The 25,541-nt window shown below is 39.6% G+C and carries 23 protein-coding genes, 1 tRNA gene and 2 riboswitches; of the genes, 4 read left to right on the top strand and 20 right to left on the bottom strand.

The features are described from left to right. Nucleotides 1-264: 264 nt before the first annotated feature. From ABD769_RS04190 to ABD769_RS04165, 6 genes are all read right to left on the bottom strand, one after another. Complete coding sequence (locus ABD769_RS04190; RefSeq protein WP_344849702.1) at nucleotides 265-1,128, bottom strand: DUF4397 domain-containing protein; 864 nt, start codon at nucleotides 1,126-1,128, stop codon at nucleotides 265-267. An 8-nt stretch (nucleotides 1,129-1,136) separates the two neighbouring features. Next, the gene (locus ABD769_RS04185; protein WP_344849701.1) at nucleotides 1,137-3,905 is read right to left on the bottom strand and encodes a TonB-dependent receptor; all 2,769 of its coding nucleotides are present in this window, start codon (nucleotides 3,903-3,905) and stop codon (nucleotides 1,137-1,139) included. A gap of 101 nt (nucleotides 3,906-4,006) precedes the next feature. Further along, nucleotides 4,007-4,966, bottom strand: coding sequence for a cytochrome-c peroxidase (locus ABD769_RS04180; RefSeq protein WP_344849700.1), 960 nt, complete (start codon nucleotides 4,964-4,966; stop codon nucleotides 4,007-4,009). Nucleotides 4,967-5,195: 229 nt separating this feature from the next. Next, the gene (locus ABD769_RS04175) at nucleotides 5,196-5,837 is read right to left on the bottom strand and encodes a YceI family protein (RefSeq protein WP_344849699.1); all 642 of its coding nucleotides are present in this window, start codon (nucleotides 5,835-5,837) and stop codon (nucleotides 5,196-5,198) included. A 29-nt stretch (nucleotides 5,838-5,866) separates the two neighbouring features. Next, nucleotides 5,867-7,186, bottom strand: a complete 1,320-nt coding sequence (locus tag ABD769_RS04170) for a peroxiredoxin family protein (RefSeq protein WP_344849697.1) — start codon at nucleotides 7,184-7,186, stop codon at nucleotides 5,867-5,869. A gap of 287 nt (nucleotides 7,187-7,473) precedes the next feature. Continuing rightward, complete coding sequence (locus ABD769_RS04165) at nucleotides 7,474-8,775, bottom strand: peroxiredoxin family protein (RefSeq protein WP_344849695.1); 1,302 nt, start codon at nucleotides 8,773-8,775, stop codon at nucleotides 7,474-7,476. A 158-nt stretch (nucleotides 8,776-8,933) separates the two neighbouring features. Next, nucleotides 8,934-9,031: riboswitch (SAM riboswitch) on the bottom strand. 784 nt (nucleotides 9,032-9,815) lie between these two features. Here ABD769_RS04165 and ABD769_RS04160 point away from each other — a divergent pair. From ABD769_RS04160 to ABD769_RS04150, 3 genes are all read left to right on the top strand, one after another. Further along, nucleotides 9,816-9,886: transfer RNA gene (locus ABD769_RS04160), tRNA-Cys, on the top strand. A 15-nt stretch (nucleotides 9,887-9,901) separates the two neighbouring features. Continuing rightward, a riboswitch (SAM riboswitch) is annotated at nucleotides 9,902-10,001 on the top strand. Nucleotides 10,002-10,084: 83 nt separating this feature from the next. Next, complete coding sequence (locus ABD769_RS04155; protein ID WP_344849694.1) at nucleotides 10,085-10,267, top strand: hypothetical protein; 183 nt, start codon at nucleotides 10,085-10,087, stop codon at nucleotides 10,265-10,267. Between the two features lie 37 nt (nucleotides 10,268-10,304). Further along, complete coding sequence (locus ABD769_RS04150; RefSeq protein WP_344849692.1) at nucleotides 10,305-10,886, top strand: DUF4833 domain-containing protein; 582 nt, start codon at nucleotides 10,305-10,307, stop codon at nucleotides 10,884-10,886. Between the two features lie 465 nt (nucleotides 10,887-11,351). On the opposite strand, the gene ABD769_RS04145 is transcribed toward ABD769_RS04150, so the two are convergent. The 6 genes from ABD769_RS04145 to ABD769_RS04120 all read right to left on the bottom strand — a co-directional run bounded on the left by ABD769_RS04145 (nucleotide 11,352) and on the right by ABD769_RS04120 (nucleotide 16,683). Beyond that, nucleotides 11,352-11,627, bottom strand: coding sequence for a hypothetical protein (locus ABD769_RS04145; protein WP_344849690.1), 276 nt, complete (start codon nucleotides 11,625-11,627; stop codon nucleotides 11,352-11,354). Nucleotides 11,628-11,716: 89 nt separating this feature from the next. Then, complete coding sequence (locus tag ABD769_RS04140; protein ID WP_344849688.1) at nucleotides 11,717-12,184, bottom strand: hypothetical protein; 468 nt, start codon at nucleotides 12,182-12,184, stop codon at nucleotides 11,717-11,719. Between the two features lie 35 nt (nucleotides 12,185-12,219). Next, nucleotides 12,220-13,545, bottom strand: coding sequence for an amidohydrolase (locus tag ABD769_RS04135; RefSeq protein WP_344849686.1), 1,326 nt, complete (start codon nucleotides 13,543-13,545; stop codon nucleotides 12,220-12,222). A 135-nt stretch (nucleotides 13,546-13,680) separates the two neighbouring features. Then, nucleotides 13,681-14,526, bottom strand: a complete 846-nt coding sequence (locus ABD769_RS04130) for a helix-turn-helix domain-containing protein (protein ID WP_344849684.1) — start codon at nucleotides 14,524-14,526, stop codon at nucleotides 13,681-13,683. Between the two features lie 207 nt (nucleotides 14,527-14,733). Further along, complete coding sequence (locus ABD769_RS04125) at nucleotides 14,734-16,089, bottom strand: alkaline phosphatase family protein (protein ID WP_344849683.1); 1,356 nt, start codon at nucleotides 16,087-16,089, stop codon at nucleotides 14,734-14,736. A 180-nt stretch (nucleotides 16,090-16,269) separates the two neighbouring features. Beyond that, nucleotides 16,270-16,683 carry a winged helix-turn-helix transcriptional regulator gene (locus ABD769_RS04120; RefSeq protein ID WP_344849682.1) on the bottom strand — a complete coding sequence of 138 codons (414 nt, stop codon included), beginning with the start codon at nucleotides 16,681-16,683 and terminating at the stop codon, nucleotides 16,270-16,272. A 75-nt stretch (nucleotides 16,684-16,758) separates the two neighbouring features. Between ABD769_RS04120 and ABD769_RS04115 the strand changes: the two genes are divergently transcribed. Beyond that, nucleotides 16,759-17,736 carry an NmrA/HSCARG family protein gene (locus ABD769_RS04115; RefSeq protein ID WP_344849681.1) on the top strand — a complete coding sequence of 326 codons (978 nt, stop codon included), beginning with the start codon at nucleotides 16,759-16,761 and terminating at the stop codon, nucleotides 17,734-17,736. Between the two features lie 45 nt (nucleotides 17,737-17,781). On the opposite strand, the gene ABD769_RS04110 is transcribed toward ABD769_RS04115, so the two are convergent. The 8 genes from ABD769_RS04110 to ABD769_RS04075 form a co-directional block, all read right to left on the bottom strand. After that, nucleotides 17,782-18,885, bottom strand: coding sequence for a PepSY-associated TM helix domain-containing protein (locus ABD769_RS04110; RefSeq protein ID WP_344849680.1), 1,104 nt, complete (start codon nucleotides 18,883-18,885; stop codon nucleotides 17,782-17,784). 4 nt (nucleotides 18,886-18,889) lie between these two features. Further along, complete coding sequence (locus ABD769_RS04105) at nucleotides 18,890-21,055, bottom strand: TonB-dependent siderophore receptor (protein ID WP_344849679.1); 2,166 nt, start codon at nucleotides 21,053-21,055, stop codon at nucleotides 18,890-18,892. Between the two features lie 35 nt (nucleotides 21,056-21,090). After that, a complete protein-coding gene (locus ABD769_RS04100) occupies nucleotides 21,091-21,546 on the bottom strand; it encodes a hypothetical protein (RefSeq protein ID WP_344849677.1) in 456 nt (151 codons plus the stop codon). Nucleotides 21,547-21,655: 109 nt separating this feature from the next. Then, nucleotides 21,656-21,862, bottom strand: coding sequence for a hypothetical protein (locus ABD769_RS04095; RefSeq protein WP_344849675.1), 207 nt, complete (start codon nucleotides 21,860-21,862; stop codon nucleotides 21,656-21,658). 253 nt (nucleotides 21,863-22,115) lie between these two features. Next, the gene (locus tag ABD769_RS04090; protein WP_344849674.1) at nucleotides 22,116-22,859 is read right to left on the bottom strand and encodes a DUF3667 domain-containing protein; all 744 of its coding nucleotides are present in this window, start codon (nucleotides 22,857-22,859) and stop codon (nucleotides 22,116-22,118) included. Between the two features lie 7 nt (nucleotides 22,860-22,866). Beyond that, a complete protein-coding gene (locus tag ABD769_RS04085) occupies nucleotides 22,867-23,124 on the bottom strand; it encodes a hypothetical protein (protein WP_344849673.1) in 258 nt (85 codons plus the stop codon). Nucleotides 23,125-23,482: 358 nt separating this feature from the next. After that, nucleotides 23,483-23,791: a hypothetical protein gene (locus ABD769_RS04080; RefSeq protein ID WP_344849672.1), complete on the bottom strand. Its 309-nt coding sequence runs from the start codon at nucleotides 23,789-23,791 to the stop codon at nucleotides 23,483-23,485. Continuing rightward, nucleotides 23,791-25,494, bottom strand: a complete 1,704-nt coding sequence (locus tag ABD769_RS04075) for a hypothetical protein (protein ID WP_344849671.1) — start codon at nucleotides 25,492-25,494, stop codon at nucleotides 23,791-23,793. The genes ABD769_RS04080 and ABD769_RS04075 overlap by 1 nt, the downstream gene beginning before the upstream one ends. Between the last annotated feature and the right edge of the window lie 47 nt (nucleotides 25,495-25,541).

Raw genomic sequence — 25,541 nt, 5'->3', positions numbered from 1 at the left:
ATTTCCCGGCTCTGCTACACTCCGCTCGAAATGACGATCAGCGTTTACCATATAAAAATATAAGACATTTAAGCTTATATTCTCTTAAATGCCTTATATGGTAAAGACGATAAGCAAAAAAAAGATCCTTCGCTGCGCTCAGGATGACAGCATCTTAAACAACAAAGGGCATTCTATCCAGACATGCCCTTTTTTCTAACCAAATATAAACCTGTTTGAGCCAGGAGTTTCTTCTATCGGTTGGTATCTTACCAACAGAAAATGTTAATTATGCGTAATAATTGTTGCGGTAATAGATGGTGTTCCAGTTATTATACCATTGATATAAACCGTATAAATTTTTCCGGCCTCGAAAGTAGCTGCATTTAAAGCTGTATTGGTTAAAGGAATAACCGCCTTAGTGGTATTATCTTTTATCAATAAACTCACATTGGTACCTGCGTCTATTTCCTTAAAGGGTCCGAGTGTTCTCCAGCTCAAACCTTCAATTACTGCAGGTGCCTTTCCTGATGTATAAGGAATAATGGTTTGGTTACCAAAATTACCATAAGCTACACCAGCAAATATTTCTGTTCCGGCGGCATAGGTAAGATCAACTTTTGATGCATCCGGCGAAAAATTAGCAAACCTGATTTTGGCCCTACCTGCTGCAGGAAGGGTTAAATCATCATATACCAGGATCAAACTATCGATATTGCCCGGATTTAACGTACTGCTTAATTTTTTCTTCACGGTAAACAAACTGTGTGCAAAATCTGCAATGGGCCCGTTCGGACCAGCAAAAGATGCAGAATTAGTTTCCTGTATAAAATTTGCACTTCCACCAAAAACATAAGATGCTTTGTAAGAAGGCTCCGTTCCTTCGGTGAGGTTAAACTGAACTTTTCCGTATTGGGTATCTAAATAACCCGTAGCCGTATTGCGTTGCAATGCAGTTGCAGTAACTTTTCGGGTAAAATCCCAGAAATTAACGGCCGTAACCGATTGGCGTGCATTGATAAATTTAACCTTTGCACTTAAAGGTGGCCTGTCGCCGGCATTAATATCGAGGTAATCTGTCTTTTTGCACGAAGCAAACAATGAAACGGCTAATGCAAAAAATAATATTGGAAATTTATAAATTCTCATCTGTGGTTTTATTTAAAGGTGGCCGAAAGTCGGATAAAAGGTTGCAAACCGGTGCTGGTACCAGATTGTGCCGCACTTGGTGAATTTGTACGGGTAATATTGCTTCCCGGTGCAGGGATAGAATAATCGCCTAATACGTTGAACAGGTTATTTACACCAACGGTAGCCTGTAGCAAAGGTGTAATCCTGTATCCTGCCGAAATATCGGTAATCCATATCGGACTATAGGTTTGATAATAATAATCAGGTTTCGGGAAGTTGGCATTTAACTGGCTCACTGCCGATACGGATCCAAAATATACGCTTCGCAATAGAAAGTTAAACTTATTGATGTTGTAGGTTCCCTGCAGGGTAATTTTAGTTTTTGGTATGCTACGGGTTACACGCACCTCTTCGCTTTCGTCGAAAATGATATAACGGTAAGCCTCCAAACCTTTAGGTGTATTTACCTCGGTAAGCGTTGTTTCTTGCAGGTTTGCGCCGGCCAAAAAGGCTACATTACCGCCGTTGGGCAATAAAAAACGATAACTTCCTGTAAATTCGATGCCCCTGGTGCGTGTACTGAATGAATTATAGAAAAACTTGGCCTGTACGGTACCGGTTTGCACAAATAATGCCCTTACATCTGCAGGTAAATTAGCATCTGTTGCAGAAAAACGTCCGGTATTACCCACGCGGTCTTTAATGTCGATCTGATAAGCATCAACCGTTAATTCTACGTTCTGGATCGGCTGTGATGTCAATCCGGCAGAATAACCTTTCGATTTTTCGGGTTGTAACGATGGAATTCCCAAAGCTTTGGTTGCAGGGTTTACGTTGTTTGCCGTAACCTGATCTATCGCAACTCCGTTCTGAAAGGTAGTAGAGGTTTCGGTGTAGTAAAACTGTGCCAGATCGGGTGCTCTGAAACCGGTATTGTAACCACCACGAACGGCCAGCCATTTAGCGAAACCGTAACGCGTTGCGGCTTTGTAAGTGGTTACGCTTCCAAAATCGGAATAATTTTCTACCCTAACCGCACCTGATAAAAGCCATTTATCGGTTACGTTCAATTCAAGATCCGCATAAGCCGCAGAAATAGAACGTTTCACATTCACTTCATTTGATGGCCTGAAACCGGCATGGATTTGCGAACCCGGCGAGAGTCCGTTTAATGGCGTGCTACCTGCAGCCACAAAATAAGGAATACCGCCGGTGGTGTAACCGATAGAATAAATAGTACTTAAATCGGCTTTCGAATAAGAACCTTCTTCGCCAGCAATAATCTGATAGGTTTCTACACGGTACTGTCCACCAAAGGCAACGTTTAATCCTTTAAGCACTTTATCAAATTTCCTTGAAAAATCTAAACTTCCGCTGTTCTGCGAAGCATTGTAACTGCCCGCATTAAAGGTACGAGGTGTTTTTTGACCTAAACTAGCATTCAACGTATTGCTGATGATGTTATCAAAAGCATTTCTCCCGTAAACATTGGATACGTCGAAGTTCCATCCGCTTATCTTGCCTTTTACACCTATTGCCAGAGATTGATCGGTAATAATGTTATCCATGGCAGGCAGAAATCCATCCGGATAAACAAAGGTATTGTTACGCTCTGTCCAGCCTGGCAAACGGTATACAGCGGTAAACTGCGAGTTACGGTGACTGATGCCACCAAATGAATATACTTCAAAACCATCTTTCAACGGGATTCCGGCATTGAATGATAATAAACCATCTTTGGATTTATTGGTTGATCCACGCTGATCAAAGAAATGGCGGTCGATACCGCGGCTGGCAATAATGGCATCGTCAATTTCTTTGGTATAGATCTGGTCAAAGCCCCTGGTATTGGCCCCACCACCATAAGCCGGACCGATGTAAATCCCATCTGAATCATTTCCGGAAGGAAGTGAAACCGCTTGTGTGGCATATTCGCCGGTGATATTCAGGAAACCTTTCGCACCCAGTTTCAGTCCGATATTGGCATTGCTCCTGGTGGTTAAGCCATCTCCCCTACGGCGGATGCTTTCTATTGTACTGGCCGTAATTTCATCAGGAGTATTTTTCAGCACCACGTTAATTACGCCTGCAATGGCATCAGATCCATATTGGGCCGCAGCACCATCACGTAAAATTTCGATACGGTCTATCGAACCTACCGGAATGGCATTCAGATCGTATCCGGTTGCACCATTACCCAAACCACCCCAACTGATGTTCGAGCTTTTATGTCTTCTTTTTCCGTTTACCAGCACCAACACCTGATCAACCCCCAAGCCTTTCAATTGTACGGTAGAAGTTGCCGAAGCGGCATCGCCACCACCGGAAACCGAAGAGTGGAAAGATGGTGATACATACTGGAGTAACTGCGTTACACTGGCCTGTGGTGAGGTTTGCTGCAATGTTTTCAAATCGATTACATCTACCGGAACAGGCGAATTAAGTTTGGTGCGGTTAGCATTCCTCGAGCCTACAATCTGTAATTCGGTTAAAGTATTATCAGCTTGTTCGAGCGAAACGTTCAGTTTGGTAGCTGATCCGATTTCTACCGTAGCGGTTTTATAACCAATGTAAGATACTTCGATGAAACGACCGTTTTTGGTTGAAATTTTAAATGCGCCATCTTTATCGGTAACGGTAAAGCCATCTAATCCTTTGATCCTTACCGATACACCGGGCAATGGTGACTGGTCTTCTGCAGCAACCACCACCCCGGTGATGATCCGCTGCTGGGCAGATAATTTTGAGTAAATAACTGTACTCAGCAGCAATATTAATAGTAGTTTTATCTTCATGTTGTTTATTTTGGAATAGACATGCCACTGGCCGTTCAACCTTTTTTCGGGTTGAAAAATGTTTTAAAATTGATTTTTCGGATTTTGGCTATTGGCCTGTTTTATGGTTTGGTTTTTTGAAATCTGTCGTCGGTTAGCGACAGTAAAAAAGCTTCAATATCGTTTATTTCAGTTTCACTTAGTCCCAATGGTTTATTTAGGGAAAGATCCCTGTTTTTGCCATTTTTAATTACTGCATCTGGGTTATTGTAATACTGGATCACTTCTTTTAGTGTTTTAAACATCCCGTTATGCATGTATGGGGCCGTTAGGCCAACATTTCTTAAACCCGGGATTTTAAAATGTCCTTTATGTTCTGGATTACCGGTTACATCGAATCTACCCTGGTCTTTCAACTCTTCATCGTTAAATAATCCTATGCCTTTAAAACGATCGGCAGTAAAATCTTCACCCGAATGACAGTTGTTACAGTTGGCTTTTCCGATAAATAACATTCTGCCACGTTTGGCATTTTCGGATATGGCTTTATCATCACCATTGATGTAACGATCATAAGGACTATTTGCGGTTTCTAAAGTCCGTTCGAAAGAAGCAATGGCCAGCAGTAAATTCTTTTGTGTGGGCGGTGCATTAAAAATCTTTTGAAAAAGCGCTGCATATTCTTTGTCTTTCTGTAACCTATCGATGGCATCAGCAATGGGCAGGTTCATTTCAACCGGATTGATGATGGGTTGCAAAGCCTGATCTTCGAGAGAGGCTGCCCTGCCATCCCAAAAAAGATTCGGCCGGCCCGAAAGGTTGGTTACCGATGGAGAATTTCGCGTTCCCTTAGTTCCGCCAACGCCCAAACTCACCTTTGCGGTATCGGCAAAAGCAAATTCGGGTTTATGGCACGAAGCGCAGCTGATGCTTTTATCTTTGGAAAGAATCGGATCAAAAAACAATTTTTCGCCCAAACGCTCCCTGCTGTTGATTACTGTGGGATCATCGGCACCAAAACCGGCCATCAGTATCACTAAGGTGATAAGACTTAGGGGGATTATGAATTTGCTTCTTTTCATTGGTTTATTTGGGTAATATCAGATTCTGCTGTCCTACCATTGACAGACTCTATAAAAAGGGTCGTCATCTCGACTGAAACGCAGTGAAATGGAGAGATCTACCTCGAGATAGATTTCTCGGCTACGTTGCACTTCGCTCGAAATGACGGTACTTTTTTGGAAATCATTTAGCCAGAGGCAGGGAGAACAAACATCCTCCCACACTCCACTAACCTTAACAAGAGATTTTTTAATTATTGGCAACAAGCTGTACATTCAGCTCAAAATCATCATAAATGGTTTTGTCGCCAAGGTTTTCAAAAAAACTTTTTGATCTGAATTTGATATCATACTTTGTTCTGTCGATAATAATTTTTGCATTGGCAGTTACTTTGTTGCCATCTTGCTTAACCGTAGCCGGGAAACTGATTTCGTTCGTAATGCCTTTAATGGTGAGTTTTCCTTTTACATCATAAGTTCCTGCACCTGTACTTTTGGCCGAAGTGATATTGAAAGTGGCTTTATCAAACTTATCAACGGCAAAAAAATCAGCACTTTTTAAGTGGCCCAATAGTTTTGCATTGGTTTCTTTATCCGTTAAATCGGTTACCGCAATGGTTTTGGTATCCAATTCAAAACTTCCGCCTTTTAGCACTTTATTATCGAGGGCCAAAGATCCCGAAGTAACATTGATGGTTCCCGAATGTTCGCCGGTTACTTTTTTAGCCAGCCAGGTTAATTTACTCTGTTCGGCATTTACTTTATAGTTTACCAGTTTACTTACCGAAGTTTCGGTATGTGCTTTAACTTTGGGTTTTGGTCCGTTTAAAGCGGTTAAAGATCCAGCTACGATGGTGGTAGCAATAAGTGCAATCGTTTTGTACTGTAACATTATATTTTGGTTTTTAGTTTAGGTGGTATCTATTTTCCATTTGCCTGCGCCTCAAAATAGGCTGCCGACGGTACTGGTTCTGCAATTAATTCGTCCAGCACTTTATTGAATTTTTTCTCGTAATCATCGTAATATTTTCCGGTAACGGTTCCGGTGTATCCGGTGTAGATTTCGCGTACTTCTCCTTTACGGTCGATAATAATGGTGGTAGGGTAAGCGATAAATTTGTTTAAAGCTGGCAGTTTATCTGCAACCAAACGTTTATCAGCTAATCCGCCAAACAGGATATCATATTTGATATTGTATTTATCGCGGAGTTTACCCAGGGTATATTTTCCATATTCCAGGTCGTCTTTCTGTTCGAAACCGATAGCAATAGCCTCTACACCCCTTTTGCTATTTTTATTGAACCAGGGCGAAAGAAATACGGTTTGATCGGTACAGTTAGGGCACCAGGTACCTACCAGTTCTACAATCACCACTTTACCTTTATATTTATCGTCGGTTAAGGAAACCGGTTTGCCGTTGAGGTCTGGAAAAGTAAAAGCAAGTTTTTTAACGCCCTCTTTTAAGTGTGTTAATTTGTAGGGATCGGGCAATTCTGCCTGACTATCTTTTACACCTGTAAACTTTAAGTTATCGTAAATCCCCTGACTGATTTCGCCAGAAAGTGTGCCATCTTCGTTAATGGTACCTTTATATATTTTCGGGCTCGGGCCGCTGAAGCCTGAAAGCACAAACTGGTTTCCCTGTACGGTACCTTCGAGCTCGCGGCTATCGCCTGTTACCTGCATAATTACGCCGGTAAGTTTATTGCCTTCCTGTTTCAGTATGGCTACTTTATTTGGGACAGCTTCTTTAGAAAATCCTTTAAATTCCCATTTACCGGTTAAATTTGCGGTAGGTGCTACATCTTTACCAGGTTCAACAAAGCGGTACGATTTGCCCTGCTCTGCAGTGAAAGGCAAAGCATTGCCCTGTAAACCCGGCACTAAGCTTTTATATTCGCCAGAAATCCTGCCATCGCTTTCTATTTTGGCTACCAAAGCAGCATCGTAGGTATTCATTTTGATGAACAAAGAATCCTGACCTAAATATTTGATGTGGAAATCATCTCTGCGTGTTCCGTTTAATAAAGTGAAGGTAGCATGCTCGGCATCTTTTCCTTTGAGTTCGAAATTAAACGGTACTTCGGTTTCAGCAACCTTGAATACGCCTCGCCATATTCCTTCTTTTATAAATTTTTTGGCCACTTTTGGCTCTTCGTCTACCTTATTTACAGCAAAAGCTGCAGTAGAAATGAGGGATGCCAAAGCCAGCACCTGCATTTTAGCATAGTAATTTTTCATCTTTTATAATTTTAGGTGTAGGTTAAAATATGGGCTGTATCTCAATTTTTTGACGTATTCTTGGACGAGTTACTTTGGCAGAATAAAAAAGTCCGTCAATGCGAGGCACGAAGCAATCTTAAAGCGCACACTTTTAGCGATCGTTGTAAGATTGCTTCCTCGGCTGAAAAAGCCTCCTCGCAATGACGACGTTTTGCGTCCATTCAATAACCAGGAAACTTCTCTGTCAATCATACTATTAACAAATCTTTATATACAGCCCAATATTTAATATAGTTGGTTTGGTTTTATTTACTTTTTAATGTTTCGGTAGAGGCGAACTTTTCGGGTACTGGTTCAGCAATCAGCTCGTCTAACACTTTATTGAATTTGGCTTCGTAATCGTTAAAGTATTTTCCGGTTACGGTTCCGGTATAACCGGTGTAGATTTCCCTTACATTTCCTTTTCTATCGATAATAATCGTAGTTGGGAAAGCAATGAATTTATTTAGCGCAGGCAATTTTTCGGTCACTACTTTTTTATCGGCAATGCCTCCAAAGAGGATATCGTAAGTGATACCATATTTTTCTTTCAGCTTGCCTAAGGTATATTTGGCATATTCCAGGTCATCTTTCTGCTCAAAACCAATAGCAATAGCTTCTACACCGCGTTTTTGGTTCTTTTTAAACCATGGTGAAAGGAATACCGTTTGATCGGTACAATTCGGGCACCAGGTACCAATGGTTTCGATAATCACTACCTTACCTTTGTATTTATCATCACTTAAAGAAACATTTTTCCCGCTCAGATCAGGGAAGGTAAAATCAAGTTTGCTGTAACCTTCTTTAAGGAAAGTAAGTTTATAAGGATCAGGAAGTTCGGCTTTTTCGTTACGCTGACCATCAAATTTCAGGTTTTTGTAAATTCCAAAACCCTGTTCGCCGGTAATGCTGTTATCATCGTTGATTTTTCCCTTCACAATAAAAGGACTCGGCCCGGTAAAACCCGACAATTCAAACTCATCGCCCTGTACGGTACCTTCGAGCTCGCGGGTATCGCCTACAACGGTCATAATTACACCGGTAAGTTTGTTGCCGTTCTGTTTTAACAAAGCAATTGAGGCCGGTACAGCTTCTTTGGTATAGGTTTTAATTTCCCACTTACCAGTAATGTTGTGTTTTGGAGCTACATCTTTACCCGGTTCTACAAAGCGGTAACTTTTGCCATGTTCGGCAACAAATGGCAAAGAATTGCCCCTGAAACCGGGTACCAGACTGCGGTATTCGCCAGATAAGGTACCATCAGTTTCGATCTTCGCTACCAGCGCCGCATCATAAGTGTTCATTTTTACGTAAATCGAATCGTCGCCGAGTCGTTCTACGTGAAAATCATCGCGTCTGGAGCCATTAATGAGTGTTAAAATGGCTGTTTTTGGTGTTTTTCCTTTTAACTGGAAGTTAAAAGGCACTTTTGATTCGCTTACACTAAACTCTCCCCTCCAGATCCCTTCTTTAGGGAACGGTTTTGCCACCCTGGCTGATGCAATGCCTCCCAGTAGCAATACTGAGGTGGTTAGGCATGCAATTTTTGAGGTAATTCTCGTTTTCATAATCATCATTATTAGTTAAACACTATCGTTTTAGAGTTTTTGATAACAAGGCACAATGATTCGCACGGAAAACCATACAGCAAAGCTACAGGCTGTTTAACAGCTGTTATTGCATCATGATCTTTAACGGGAAACGATGTGTTTACTTGTTACCGGTTAATTTATAATCTATTGCTAGATCAGTTTGAGCACTTTTTCCTATGGAAAGTTGCTAGAAGTTCAACGAGTACTGACTCTCCCTTCTTCTGTATAAATCAACTAATTAATGGTGGTGAATTAATTAGAGTAATAACCTAAACTAGTGGTGGTGATTAGTTTTGGCTGTTCCTGATACCCCGGCAACTTATTGACTGAAATACATGACCACCATAATATTCTATCAAAATGCCCCGGGGTACCAGGATTTTTAAATGAGAATATCTGAATGAAAACCTTTATCAGGTGATCCGTATCTTAGCTTATATTAGCGGCAACAGCAGTTATACTGACCTGAAAAATGGATCAGAGAATATGGCTGAGGTTGTCTGCGGAGTTTCATATCGAACGTAGATTTGCTGGTGAACTGTTTTAATTTTTTGTAAAAGTATAAACTTTGAACAATTTACACAAGTATTCCTATAGATTTTATAGACTTTATTTATAATCAATTGATTTACAGTAGAATAATTTATTTTTTTAGCAAAGAGCGCTGGGGAGAGAGCATGGAGGGAGAGCATATCGCTTCGTCATCTCGACTGGAACGCAGTGAAACGGAGAGATCTACCTCGAGATAGATTTTGCTTCGCAGAGCCTTCGGGTTCTCCCCTACGCTCGAAATGACGATAATTTGAAGGAAGTAAACACAAAGAATGTATCGCCTGGATATTCCATCATCCATTTTCCATCATCCATTAAAAAGATCCTTCGTTGCACTCAGGATGACAGCCGAAAAAACAAATTAAAAAAAAGCTACTATTTCTATAGAATTTATAGAATTAATTTTTACCTTTGTTCTGTCTTATACGAAAAGCAGATAATAAGCTAATCGAAAAAGAACACATAGTCATGTGGCCGAGTGGCGAGGTAAAGGTCTGCAAAACCTAGTACGGCGGTTCGATTCCGTCCATGACGTCTGAAATTATATAAATACTTATCAAGAAAGACGGAGGGAATGGCCCTTTGATGTCTTAGCAACCTGTTTTTAACAAGGTGCTAATTCCATCTGCAGGTAGCAGAAAAGATGAGTTTGAAAATAGCCAATGTGGTTATTTTCGACGAATGACTAACGGCTATCCCCTCTTTCTGAAATTGGTAACCTAAATTTTAAGAAATGTCAGTTCATTTTGATTACCCATCAATCAGGGATTTTTTTGAAATCCATGGAAATACATCCTGCGAAAAGTTAAACGACTATGAACATTGCAGGGCCGAATCAGACCGGCTTTATAATGAACAGTTAAAAGAAAGCGAAGAAGAAACTCCAAAGGAAAATCAAGAAAAAACAGACACCTGAGCACAAATAAACGGCTCATTCATATAAAAATCCTGAAATGCATTTAATACCACCGCCATTTTCAATATCGACCAAAAACTTATTTTTAACCGTTTTAAGCCTTTTTCTTTTCACAACCCAATCCAGGGCACAAACAAAAGACCCCTCTCCCATTAATTTTCCTACGCCTAAAAATGTAGATCACATGCTGTTCTATCTTCAGCGCGATCCGAACACAAATACGCTTATTTATGCTTTAAATCTGAAAGAAAACGGCAATGTTGATGCCGATTCGCCCATCCAGGTATACTGGATCCGTTATGGAGAGAAAGGGCAAAAGAAAGATCTTGGTTATATCCAGCGAAAATTTGCCTATGGTATTGATACAAAAGCATTAGGAGGCGATAAATACGAATTTCGCTTTGTATCGCATAAAAAGCTACCCTTTTATCTGCAACGCTCCGCTGATAAAAGTTATCATGCTTGGGTAACGATTAATAACCATACAATAAAAGTTAACCGCTTGTTTATAAGGATACAGGGCGGAAGTTTCTGGCTCCCGAATGTAAAATATGCCGAGATAGAGGGAACTGATGAAGCAACTGGTAAGCCTATTGTGGAAAGGGTAAGTGTAAAGTAGTCTTTCGACTCCATACATGTTTATTAACCCCAAAGAATACTGAGGGAAAATGCAAAGGGCGTAACCTGCTGTCATTCTGAACGCAGTGAAGAATCTTTTATGAATAGTAAAGTTACTGATAAAAGACCCTTCGTTGCACTACCATTGACAAAATCCAATAGAAAAATCGTCATCCCGACTGAAACGCAGTGGAATGGAGAGATCTATCTTAATAGATTTCTCGACTCCTCTGCACCACCATTGATAGAATCCAATAGAAAAATCGTCATCCCGACTGAAACGCAGTGGAATGGAGAGATCTATTTTGAGGTAGATTTCTCGACTCCTCTGCACTACCATTGACAGAATCCAATAGAAAAGTCGTCATCTCGACTGAAACGCAGTGGAATGGAGAGATCTATTTTGAGGTAGATTTCTACGTTGCACTCCGCTTGAAATGACGACCTGCCTGGTTAACAATTTCTATTACTTTGATTCCTTTTTGTTATCAATAGCAGCACTAAAAGTTTTATTAAACTCTCCTTTTATCCAGGTCGTTTTTCCACTTTGTTGTATAGGTGGCGCAATGATGTAATTCCCGGTTTCGCTATCCAGGATAACCACCATATTATTGGCATTTACTTCTGTACGATATTTCCCGATAAAAGGGCTTTGTTCGTTTTTAAAACTGATGGCGGTAAACATTAAGCCAGCGCCTAAAAACCCCAATAAAAGGGATTTGGTGTCCAATGTAATTCTCATATTCTAAAGATTTATTTGTGTGTAAAATCAAGATAAGACTTTTGAACGCCACATTTTCATTCTATCAGAAATATTGCAATCTGCCCAAGTTAAATTTTGAACATGAGATAAGTTAAAGCTATCGCCACAAGCAAAATAATCAACAATTTGATTAAAAATCTTTTGAGGGGATTTTGGCTGTTGATGGTACTGTTGGAAATAAGATTTTGAATATCGGTATCCCTGCTTTGCTGTGCAATATTGCCGCTAACCTTGTATTGCATCAGCTTTTCCACATAATCTTTACTTTCTGCCAGGCCTAAACCTGTGGCATCTTTATAATGTTTAATAGCCGCCAGCTTATTACCCTGACTTAAAATAGCCAACACCTGTTCATCCAGATGAACAGGATTTGATAAAGGTTTCTGAAAACCAGCCTGTAAACCGTCTATATAATCTTTGGCTTCTTTTAAACCGCAGCGGGTATGATCGATAATTAATTTTACTGCCAATATTTTCTGGTTATTGGCGATAAGTAATTGTGCTTCTTGCTGTAATTCGGGACTAACATTAATCATAATTTAAGTTAGCAAATTATGAACCAATTATTCGGTCAGAAAACCAGGTTACCCTCGTGGATTAATGATTTAACAGGCGATACCCTCGAAACAGCTTCGGCTGAGCAGCTCGCATCAACCAGCACCACATTGGCCTGATCGCCAGCTGCAGGCCATTGCCTCTTTCCTTTATCATCCAAAGGAAGAATGTTACCTGTGGCCAGTTTTAATATCCTCGAAAGTTCAAATTCGGTACGGTAACCGTAAATCTGGGCAGCAACGTTCGCTTTTTGCAAAATGCTGCCCGTGCCAAAAGTATTCCAATGGTCAACAATGCAATCGTTACCTGCAAGTACTTCTACACCATATTTGTAAAGCGTGGGAATGGGCATCGGACTGCCCGAAAGTGGAATGGTTGATGCAATACCTACTTTTGCAGCACCTAATTTTTCGGCTATTTCTTCGGTTTTGGTTTTATCGAGGAATCTCAAGGAAAAAGCATGACTTACATAAGTTTTCCCTTTCAAAACCGGGTTCTCGTTTACTTTATTAATCAGGTATTCGATGGTTTTAATTCCGGATTCGCCTGATTCGTGAAGGTGGATATCAATGCCTTTTCCATTATCAAGGGCTAGCTGAATCACAAAATCCATGTGTTTTTCGATATCCCCATCAATAGAAGTCGGATCGAGTCCGCCGATAAAATCGATGTCCATTTTGGCTGCTTCTTTTAATAAATCAGCAGATTTGGTGTAATAAATCCCATGTTGAGGGAAAGCCACCAGCTCAGCGCCGAAAGATTCATTTTTATTTTCTAAGGCAGTTTGTAAATGTTTTAAAGAATCGAGTTGAGAAGTAGGATCGATATTTACGTGCGACCGTGCATAACTGGTTCCGTACGACTGAAGCAAGCCGATTAGTTTTTCTGTACGCGGAATGGAAGTTTTTAATAATTCAGGAATTACCTGTTGCTCAAAAGCAATCATATCCTTTACCGATTTGTTCTTTTTTAAATGAGCCTGCCACGGTAAACCATAATAGGTTTTATCGAGGTGGATATGCATGTCCCTGAAAGCCGGAAGCATCAATAACCCTTTAGCATCAATCGCTTTTACTTTGGGTTGATTAGGCAGTACATTTTTGATCTTCCCTTTTTCGATTTCTACCGTAAAGAGTTCGGTTTTGGTATGGATTACTTCATCGCCATCATAGTCAAATCCGGTTTCGAGCCTTACATTTTTTAAGGTAAGCGTTTTATCTGCAAAATTTTCCATTATCATTTCATTTGCCTTTGTTACCGCTGTTGAAGGAATACAGGTGCTTGCAAGCAAAATAGAAGAGCTTCTGATAAAATCTTTTCGGGAGATCGGTTGTGGATTCATCGTAACAGGGTTTTCTTTCACAAATGTAAAACACTGTCAGTTTTTTTAGTAGTAAGATTTATTTCAAAAATTGTATCATTTATAACTATTGATTCAAATTTTTCAATAATGGAGTATAATTTACAGCTTTATTCATCACTGTTCACGAAAAGCATGTGGTGTAATCTGCGTATGTTTTTTAAAGAATCTGGAAAAATAGGCTACATCATAAAAGCCGAGATCGAAAGCGATTACTTTAATTGGTTTTTCGGTAGTTAATAAGATCCGTTTAGCCTCAAGGATCAATCTCTCGTGAATAAGTGCTGTAGCGGATACATTGAAATATCTTTTACAGAGGATATTCAGGTAATTTGCCGAAATATTCAATTCATCGGCATAAAAAGCTACAAGCTTTTCTGCTTTATAATGGGCATCAATCAGCGATCGGTATTTAAAAAGCAAGGGTTTAGTTTGGTAAACGGTGTGGTTATTAAAAATAGTTTCCGCTTTCCGACTGATCATCAGGGCAATAAGCCTGGTTCTGGACTGTACAATTTCCCATAATATATCAGGCTTTGCAAGTTCATTTTTAATCTGTTTAAACTCATATAAGATATCCTGATAGGCTGCGGCACTTAACTTGATAACCGGATAATTCTGGTACAGAATTAACGAAAACCGTAAAGAATTAGCCAGGGTTTCGAAGATACCTCTGCTAATCATCAACTGATGCGCGTGGGTATTTTTCTGTAATTCCCATTTATGGATCTGCTCAGGAAACAATAAATGCAACTGCCTGCCCTTAACCTGATGATCGATAAAATCGATGCTGTGCGTGCCACTCCCCTCTTCGAATAACATAAAGAGAAAAAAATCGTGTTTATGTGGCTTTTCGATGTTTCTTTCCCCGATGATTTCGTGGTACAATAAATTATTTCCTGCATCCTGGCTGGGCCAAAATTCGCTGATATCGAGCGTTGGAAAATTTGTAATCGCATCCATTGGCGAAAATTAACATTAATAATGGATGTAAAATGGAAAAATGTAAAATGGATGATGGAAGATGTAGGATGGGAAAGAAAAATCGTCATTGCGAGGTACGAAGCAATCTTAAAACGGAGGCTATGTAGCGATTGTTATAAGATTGCTTCCTCGGCTGAAAATGCCGCTTCGCAATGACGAATGATGATACAAACAAAAGAGAAAATCTTATTTCTTAACCGGAGCCAGCAAACCCGGATATAAAACGCCGTCGGTTTTAAGGTTCAGGTTTAACAATTTTGCAATTAAAGGCGCAATATCCTCCTGTCCCATTAACGGAAGCACAGTACCCTGTTTAATTCCTTTACCGAAAACAACAAAACCAGTCTGGATTTCTTTAAAATCAGTAGGCAGATAGCCATGAGTACCACCGCTGGCAGGGGTAAGCATTTCGCCCGATGCCGCAGCGCCAAAACTAAAACCCTGGTTGGCAGCCAGTGCCATAAATGCATTCGGGTCGCCCTGTGCCTTGGTTAACGCTTCTTTATCCAGTACATGGAAAGTTTTTTTAATACCTTCAGGAAGTTCGTTTAAAGCCTGTTTAACTTTTTCTAAAGTGGCTTTATCTTTTGGATCTCTCAGATGCAGGAAAGAAGAACCGCCGCTCTGCTGGAAATAAGCTTTCCAGCTTTCTCTGTTTGTATCGTTGTACAAGCCCAATTTAGCCAGCATTACGTTTAGGTTAACCTGGGTATGGATATCTACAAAACCATGATCGCCTGTAATGATGAAAGTGGTATTTTTACTGATACCGGCAGCTTCTGCCGCATCTATAATGGTTTTAATGGCTACATCAGCACCAACAATCGCTGATCGTACTTTATCACCATCTCTACCCTGCTCATGTTCAAAATGATCAAGCAGTGCAATATGCAACGCTAAAAAAGCGGGTTTATACCTTTTCAGGATATAAGCGGCCATTCTTGATTTGTTCTGATCGCTGGTAAAAAAATCAATCGAAGCACCAAATTCTCCAAATTTACCAATGGCATTATCCTGAACTTCCTGAAAAAGTTCTTTCGGATTCGATTCCTGTAACATGGCTTTGATTTCGTCTTTCTTTTCGCCTTTACCCTGTGGCAGGATTACATATTCGGGCAGGTTATAGTTAATCGGTGCGCCTACAGTAACCGGCCAGCTCACGCCTGCAGTAGTTAAACCCGCATCTTTAGCAGCTGTCCAGATGGTAGGTACCTTAATATCTTTGTAATACCAGAACCATTTGCCCGAAATACCCAAAGGCTCAACCGGTGTGTTATAATAAATACCATGTTTTGCAGGCAATACACCACTTACAATAGTAGTATGCGAAGGATAAGTTACGGTAGGAAAACTCCCGCGCACACCTTCTGCGTAAGATCCTTTGTTCATGCCCTGGCGCACGTTGACCATGCCCCACTGCGGATCTAAATAAAATTCGGGACGTAAACCATCTATACTGATCAATACTACGTGGTTCTCCTGGGCCGATAAATACCCTGCCGAAAGCCCAAGTATGGCGATCAGCGAAACGATCTTCTTCATAAAATTATTTTTACGCGAAGGTATTTCGATAAGATGCCGGTAAAGTTGCGTAATGGTTAAGAAAATATTAAGAGGAAGTAACTTTAAGGATAGAAAATTTTAACAAGATTACCTTTAAACTAATAAGAATGAATTTTATTTCAATTACCACTCATGTTAGTATGTATCAATCACATTCAATCAGGTATTCGCTGCCTGAGTATTTATAAATTCTCCTTTTTGTTCCGCGATGTGGTTGCCCCATAAAAGAATGGCGTTGAGTAAGGGTATGCACGATCTGCCAAATTCTGTTAAGCCATAAATAACTTTAATAGGCGGCTTTTCACCATATACCTTCCTTGAGATTAAGCCATCCTCCTCTAATTGCTTTAATTGCAAACTCAGTGTTCTTTCAGTTACGCCAGGCATTTCTTTTCTGAGCTCGTTATAGCGTTTATCAGCATCTTTTAAATGATACAAAATGACGGTTTTCCATTTTCCACCGATCAGATCCATCGCTAAACTGACAGTGCAGGGATATAACTTTTCGTTAACTTTTATATAGTCATTTTCACATTCTATATTCATAACCGTTAATTCTTTAGGCCTATCCAATTGGATAGTTATTGCAAATTTATGTAACTATAAATAGTTTTGCAACTATACTTTTTATAGCTTAATTTTTTAATCATGAAATCCAATCTAAAAATAGAAAATGCATCAATACAAAAAGATAAACCACTCATTACGATCACCGGTGTTTTGGGTAAGCAGGGAATTAGTGTTGCCCGTACACTATTAAATAGTGGACGTTATCGTGTGCGTGGTATTACCCGCCGTATTGATTCGCCTGAGGCACTGAATTTAATCGAAAAGGGTGCCGAACTGATCAGTATACCGCTTGATCTGGGATATGAGAAAGATTTTGTAGAAGCGTTCCGTGGCTCAGATGTTGTTTTTATGATGACACCCAATATAGCACCTCCACAAACGCACGAGTTTGATTTGGGTAAACAGCTGGCAGACTCGGCAGTTAAAGCAGGCGTAAAACACCTTATTTTCAGCAGTTTGGAAAATGTAGATAAAATTACGGGAGGCAAAAAATTTGCACCCCACTTTACTGATAAGGCGAATATTGAAGAATACATCCGCACACTTCCAGTTACAAGTTCATTTATCTACATGGCCTTTTTCTACACTAATTTAATGGAGTTCTATACGCCCAGGATTGAGGGTGATACACTCGTGTTTCCGATATATTTGCCAAAAAATTTTCGTGCCCCATTTGTTGATCCGCTTACTGCTACAGGACCTGCTGTTTTAGAAATTTTATCAAATCCAGACAAGTATGCTGGCAAATCTTTACCAGTAATTGGTGATATTATTTCCCCCCAGGAAATGGTAGATACTTTTATTAGTGTTACCGGAAAAAAAGCTGTATATAGTTCTGCTTTTACACGGGCAGATTTTCTTGATTATTTTCCTGAATTTAGTTCAAACGAGCTTTTAGTACGCGAAATACTCGGAATGGCAGAATATGCTGTTGATTATGGTTATTTCAGTAAAGACCGCGATTTGTTATGGAGCCGCTTAACAAACCCGAATAGCCTGAACTGGGAACAATTTCTTCGAACCACTGGCTGGCAGGGCGAAAAGATTTCCATGTGATTGTTTCAGGTGTTTGTTAGTATAGATTCTATAGATCCACTTAAGTTAGATATTAAACTTCCTTTTACGCTTAAACCAGAGTAATGCACCCGTAACAGAAAGAAACCCCGGCAATAAACCAAGCAATACATAAAATAATTTGAGTAAAACACCACCAAAAGCACCAATGTGAAGCTGGTACATCCAGGCATCAAACCGTGCAGCGAAAGGCTGTTTTTCGATGATACTCGTTTTTAGTAATCTCCCGTTGTTCTGATCGAAAGAAAACCCACTCGCCTTGCCGCGATAAAGCAGATTTCCACTGCTTGGCATGTGTCCGCGAACCTGTACCGGAATTCCAGGTGTGGTAGGGATATTTACCGCAATGGGCTCAAAGCCCTTAACCAGTTTTTGCGAAGCAGCAACAAGCGAATCGATATTCACTTTTACCAAAGTATTTTTAACCGGTGGATTTATTTTCCATGTTTCGGGGCTAAAATGTTCCCTGTTCATCCAAAAACCCGTAAAAAACAGTAATGCGGTAAATAACATGGCCCATACGCCAATAATTCGGTGCAAAGAGGAAATAGCCGTCCTCGAATTTTTAAAATTAAGGCCTGCCCGAAACCGAAGCGCATCCCAGAAATGTTTCCGATACACAATTATTCCGGTGATTAATGAAAGCAGCATAATTAACCCGATTATCGCCGAAAACAGTTTACCCGGCATCCCCAATTGCAGGCTGTAATGCAGCGAATATAGCCAGCGAAAAAATGAAGGCTGAAGATCGGCATAACTCCCTTCTTTCAATATCTCGCCCGAATAAGGATTTACACAGATATAATAAAGGTAATTTTCAGTGATTTGCTGCTGATTCAGGTAAATCATAAACTCATAGCTATCGTACTTGTTAACAGGAAAATCATGCAGTACAATTTTCTTAAGATTAGGATGAGAACGTACCAGATTTCTATAAATCGCATCCGCCCCGAACCTTTTCCCCTGAGGCGTAATATGATGTAGCTCGGGATTGAAATATTTGTCCAGTTCCCCACGGAACATGAGCATGGCGCCGGTTATCCCATAAAAAAGAAAGAACAGCCCGGCCATCAGACCAAGCCATCCATGAAGATTGAATGCCCATTTGGTAAAGCTGTTCTTTCTTTTCATCTCCTTAAAAATTATATCCAACCGTTAACCTGAATTCTCTTGGCGCAAATGGTACGTAGGCATTTAATCCAACCGGATTTGAAGACACTGGCGTAACCCAGGCACTGCCATAGTTATTGCGATTAAGGATATTGTTTACAATGGCATTCACGGTAATGCGGCTATCGGTCCAGCCAATGCCACCATCCAGCCTGAAAATGGGCGCAATGCCCAGGTTATTCTCCACGGAATAGCGACCAGAACGGCCAGATTGAAGCTGGTAACCACCTGAAACGGTAAATGAACCGGGCAGCCCAAGCGGAAGCCTGTAATTTAGCCAGGTATTTTGAATATGTTTGGTAAGGTATGGGGAAGGAAGCCCGATTAGTGCTGTATTGGCATCTTTTGAAATTTCTGCATCAGTATATGCATAATTGATTACAGCGTTAAGTCCTTTAACAATTTCTCCTTTCAGGTCGAATTCGATCCCCTTAGATTTAGTTTGACCAATTTGCGACTGTAATAGCGTTGCAGGATCGGTGACAATGATATTGTCGCGGGTTAACCTATAGAAAGATAAGGTTGTATTCCACTTGCCGTTGGCCCAGTCTTTTTTCAGGCCAAATTCAAAATTTTCTCCTTTTAGGGGTTTAAAAACTCCTCCGGCAGTACTTAAACCACTTTGCGGGGTGTAAGTATTATCGTAAACGGCATAAGCGGCAAAATCGCTCAAAATTGAATAACTGATCCCGGCCCTTGGTGTAACTACCCAGTCTTTCACTTCGCTCACCGTTGGAATGGTCACAGCACTTTTTGATCCCGTAAGCCGTGCCGCCACAGTAACTCTTAATTTATCATCCAGCATATTCAGTTCATCTTGTGCATATGCGGCATAATATTGAACAGATTGTTTGTTGGTAGCAATATCTTTTAACGCTCCATCCCTTTTGTTCGAATCGAAACTGATTCCATATACCGGGTTGTTGATATCCAGGTAATATAAGGCTGGATTAGCGGTTTTATCGTTATAGCCCGAATAAGCCAAAAGGTTTTTACGGTTGGCATCTACCCCACCCAAAAGTTTATGCGTAATACTTCCGGTTTTCACTTTTCCATTTACGAAAGCCTGAAAAGCATAAACATCAGTGTTGAACCTTTCGTAAGTTACACGCCTGGGCAATAAATTCGGGGCAGCCTTATTGTAACTGGAAACAAAAAAGTAATTCCCATCTAAATGGCTGCCTGCAAAAACTCCTTTTGCGGTTAAATGCCAGTTTTTTCCAATCTGGTTTTCATAAGTCAGAAAAGCATTGTTTTCCGAACCTTTAACTGGTTCTTTATTGGGATCAGAGATGCTAAAATCCCTCGGTAACGAAGCAAATCCATCAGGTGTAAATACGGTAAGCAGGTACTGTAGAAATTTTTGTTTTTGGTAAATGTATTCGGCGGTGATGGATGAATGGTCGTTAATGTAGTATTTCAGTACCGGATCAATCACAAATTTATCGTTGAAGGCAAATTTCTGAAAGGATTTGGCTTTTTGCCCAACCACATTTAACCGATACTGCCATTTTTTGTTTTTATCAAGGTTTCCATCAAAATCACCGCTCAAACGAAAAAGATCAAAACTTCCGGCAGTAAAACTGACGTTGCTGGCAGATATTCCTGAAGGACTTTTCGTTACGATATTGAACGAACCAGCCGGATCGCCAATGGCATTCATAAAACCAGCCGGACCTTTGATAAATTCCATGCGATCTATAATGGCGGCATCCTCAGGCATCGGTCCGTAATAAATCATAGAAAGATCTACCCCATTGCGAAGCGTATTTACACCAGCACCACGCATAAAAATAAAGGGGCCATAAAAATCGGCGGTATTATTGCGGATGGCACCACTTACATTCCGCGTAACACTTTCGTTGATATTAATGGCCTGCTGATCTAAAAGGATGCTTTTGTCAATCTCCTGGATATTCTGCGGCAATTGCAACAACGGAGTGGTCTGTTTTAAAGTAGCTGACGATTTACCAATATTATACCGACGGTAATAGCGCGAGTTAATATCAACGGTTTGCAAATGTTTAACACTATCAGTTTTCGTAGTATCTGTGTTTTTTGTTTTGCTATTCTGTGCCATTACCCCGCAAGGCATAGCCAGAAATGCAAATAGCATAAATCTGTATGTCATAATTTTTGGGAAAATATCCCTGAAAATAAAGTCTGTTAATGCAGCGCTTTTCTTTTTTCAATATGAAGACTATCGAGATAGCGGTCTGAACGAACAATTGCCGCCTTAAACTGCCTGTCGAGATTATTTATCTTTTTCAGCTCAACTTTAAAATAGTCTATTGCCTCTGCCTCACTTTTTCCTGAAATATCAGGGTCAAAATGATTCATCCAGCTTTCCATCTGATTATTGGCTTTCTCTATCCCACCAATCACCTCAATTAGGGCGACCGAATCAATCAGATCATCAGGCTTATTACCGGAAGACTTAACCGACCGGTAGATGGAATCGAGAACCACCTTTTGACCATTGGCCAGATCGGCATCATTCATCACTTTATCGTGCCTGGCAACTACTTCCGACCGGAGCGTTTTATAGTCTTGCTCTTGCTTACAGGAAAACCATAAACAAGCTACGATAATGGCCAGCAGGTAAGAAAAAATAAATTTCATAAAGAATTTACAAACGCTTGTATATTATTATCGTTCTGACCTCAAAATTCTGCAGTTGCAAAAAAAGATCAGAGTTTAACAGAAATAGATGATTAATCTATTCCGGATATTAACAGGCTTGCTTTGGTGGCTGAAATATAGAGAAATGACAACTAATGGGACTTTCTATTTTAGCCAGCGAATAATGACGTTTGGGACGTAAAGGGGTAAAATGGAAAGAAATGGGTGAACTGGGCATGGCCAGTTGAAAAGCTGCACGCTGACTTTCGCGTTCCTGTTTCTTTTCTTTCTCTTCGGCCTGTTTTAGCTTTTTCATCAGGTAGCACTTTCCGTTACAGTGCATCCAGGGCCTGTTTTTATTCACACAAAACTTTTCAGCCAGCTGCTTTTGGTTCACTTCAAATCCAGCATATACAAAATAAGTGGAAAGATTGGATCCAACAAGGGAAATTAACAGCAAAATGACGATAAGCCTTTTATACATTTCGCGCCAAAGATAAGGACTAAAAATGTAAAAGGAGGTATTTCAGCAATTCATTGATTATTTTTCACAGGCAGATGAAAAATAATCAATGTTTCAGATTTATAATAGCAGATATTACCCCAATTAAAAATGACACCAGGTAGTAAGAGGCAGGAACAAGGATGCTTCTTAAAAGTAATCCTTTTTTACTATAGTTAAAGCCAGAAAAAAACTGGTAATAGAACCAGATGCTGTACAGAAATGAAAATAAGGTTACCGCGCCAAAATATAACAATACCAGTACTTTGCTATTGGTGTAAAAAATAGTGATGACAGAGATAAGCAAACCAATAATTAACTCGACAATAATGCGGTTAGAGTTTAAAACCAGATGCTCGGAATAATTAAGTTTTGCTTCTCTGAACCAGATAAAAGTAAAAAATGAATAAATGGGAATGGTAATAATGAGAATGAGCTTTGGATGGTCGGAAATAAATTTTTCGATCTCACTCATCATTGCCTTGCTTCCCTGGGGCATCAGATCAGACATGCTACCGTGCGTATATGGCGCAATGAGACTTGATGCCGTTAAGATAAGCAGTATGAGCGTAACGAAACTAAAATACGGAACCCTTTTGCCCTGGATAAATTCACGGACACTGTGGCCCGGCCGTGTGAAAAGTGCTTTGAGGGTAAATAAAATACCTTTATCAACATGCCAGACTCCGTGAACAAAATCATGGGCGAGGAAATGTTTAATGGAATAACGGTGTGTGGTAGATTTTTGCCCGCAATTGGGGCAGTAATTATGTGTAACTGGAGCAGCACAATTCAGGCAATCTGGCGACATGGAACAACTATCTTCTTGAGGCGCGGTTTTTAATTTCAGTATTAATTTGAGTGAGGCTAATAAAAGCGGGTAACAGAGCTAATAAGCATGATATAGGAATTGCTGCCAGTACTTTTGGTGTTTTAGCCGTAAAAACCAGGTAAAGCAAAACAGCGAAGGCGGCAATCATAACCACACCAAGCCCTATTAAAGCTCCTTTTATACTTTGTTTTTTCTTGTATAATTCTTCTACAGATAATTCGTTAAGTGGAATTGCTTTTTTCATTTCAATTTTGATCAGGTTAATATAGTTTGTGGTATAACAGAGAAATACATAGCCAATTTGCGATGTTTCCTGAGCCTAACAAATATACAATATATCACTATATAGTGACAAAAATTATTTTAAATCTATTTCGTAATTTTCTTATGTGATATCTTTAACCAAAATAAAACAGGGCTTAAAACGTTAAACAAGAAAAACCGGATGCAATTGAGAAGGTATTTCTTAGCAAAAGTTTTTAATCCACTTCAAAATTTTTAATGTTGAAATATGAACCGCATGTAATCGCCAAATCGAATTGTACAAATTTTAAAATCGATTTGTGTATTAAAATTTAATCACACCAAAAAAAAGCACGGCGTTAAACCGTGCTGTTTTTCTTTTTAACATTTCGGAAAAGGCCACATAAGCCTGCCCCGAATAAGAGCCAACCTGTTTTGGTATTGGCTAAATCTAAACCCGAAAGATTTCTAATTATTGCATTTGCATTGGGTTCGATGTAAAGAATCGCGGTGGCCACTACAATTACACAAAATGCCCAAAGCCAGATTGCTAGGTTTTCTTTTATGAAGATCGCCAATATAAAGGTATTGTTGGCAATGTATTCTTTAGCTTTAAAAAGGTTGTAAATGAGGATGCCTAGCATCCCCATGATTAGAAAATTTGCCATTATAATGCGGTTGTAGTTAATGTGCCTGTATCACTAACGGTAATTCTAAACCGACTACCATTAGGAGATTTTAAAATCACACCTTTTGTTAAATCCGTGACTTCAATATCATTACCAATTGTTGTCTTTCCAGCAGAATCTATAACTAATCTTTCTACTCCGTTATTATAAAAATATAAGTCACTTTCTTCATTGCCTGCAATCGAAGTAACACGCCCACCAATGCCATACTGTGTACCGGATGTATTCCACGAACTAAATCCGATTTCGTGCCTTGATCCAATTATGGAACCAAGTTCAAGCGGTGCAACTTTAATACTTGCCGCATCACCTACTGAGAAGGCATTAATAGCATTGGGACTTAATCGAATAGAATCCTTTACAGTTTTTAATCTTTTTCCTTCATACGCAAGCAAAGGAGATGCGAAACTGTTTTTTGCTTCTAATCTGTAAATACTTACGCCTGCACTATCAATGCGCAAACTGTTCCCTTTTGAGGAAAGGTCTAATAAAATTGTTGCATCAGATGCAGAAGAATAATTATTTATCTGAAATTGGTTATTTTGTCCATTATAATAATTCTCACCTGTAAAGTTTATACCCCCACTATTTGTCCCTGCAATAAGGTTTATAGGAGAGTTACCTTTTGTATTTGTGTTAGTGATTTTAATTCCACTATATAAATCAGTCGGGACATTCGTGTTAAGAATAATACTTCCATCAGAGCCAATTTTAGACCCATGAAAAGTATTTTCATCCCTAGCAAATAAATAGGCCACTGCGTTAGTATCAAGTTCGTTGGAAATGATTAAATTTCCTTTTTTGATTTCTTCACCAGTTTTATGTATCGTATTTTCATCAATGGCAAGCGTGCTGTATCCATCTTTAGGAAGCCTGATCTCTATCTCTCCTGGAACTTGGTTCTGATTACTGATAATTTTCACTGATTTTCCACCAGTAAAATCTATTAATTTAAATCCATCCGGTTCTACATTGGCTTGTCGATCACTTAATTTCGACACAAAAACACCTGCATCAATAGTACTAGAATAATTGCCGTTAACCCACTGCTTAATTCCTTTAAGACCTGATTGGTCTCCTGTTGAGCTTATTGCATCGCCATCAATTAATACTTGTTTATAGCTTCCTGCTCCATAATCGTTTGTCCAAAGTAAATGATCAGAATTAATGGCTGAATTATAAATAAGTCGTCCAAATTTGTTTGCGTCCTTATTATTGAAAAATAAATCAGCATATTCTGTTCCCCCCTCCAAATTGAATGCACCAAGATAATGTTTGGAGCCATTAGCCGTAATACCTCCACTAATGGACATACTTGCATCCTGTCCCTGATTATACTGATTTTGGTTTTTTATATAGGCATTACTAACAGCCGCCTCAATCTGAGCCTTTGTGTAATAATTATTCAAATCAGTTGCATCTTCCCACACGCCCGCAAGAGGATTATAAACCCTAAGCTTCCCCAAAGTGGTGTTGTAGATTAATTTAACCGTATTCTGAGGTAAACCTCCCGCATCTAAATTATCGGTTTCGCTTGTAGGGATACCTAAACGTTTCAATCCAATTAAATAGTTATCTACCTGCGAAAAGTCGTTATTAGATCGTGTTTTATTTGTTGGTGTTTGTTGGGCTGCTACTGATAAACAAATGCTTATCAGCGCAATTAATAAATATTTCTTCATGTTTGTTTTATTATATCAATATTTGAAGACTCAATTCAAATTTTGGA

It is taken from the genome of Pedobacter jeongneungensis, from assembly GCF_039538295.1.
Lineage (GTDB): Bacteria > Bacteroidota > Bacteroidia > Sphingobacteriales > Sphingobacteriaceae > Pedobacter > Pedobacter jeongneungensis.
This window is presented reverse-complemented; position numbering and strand designations above follow the sequence as displayed.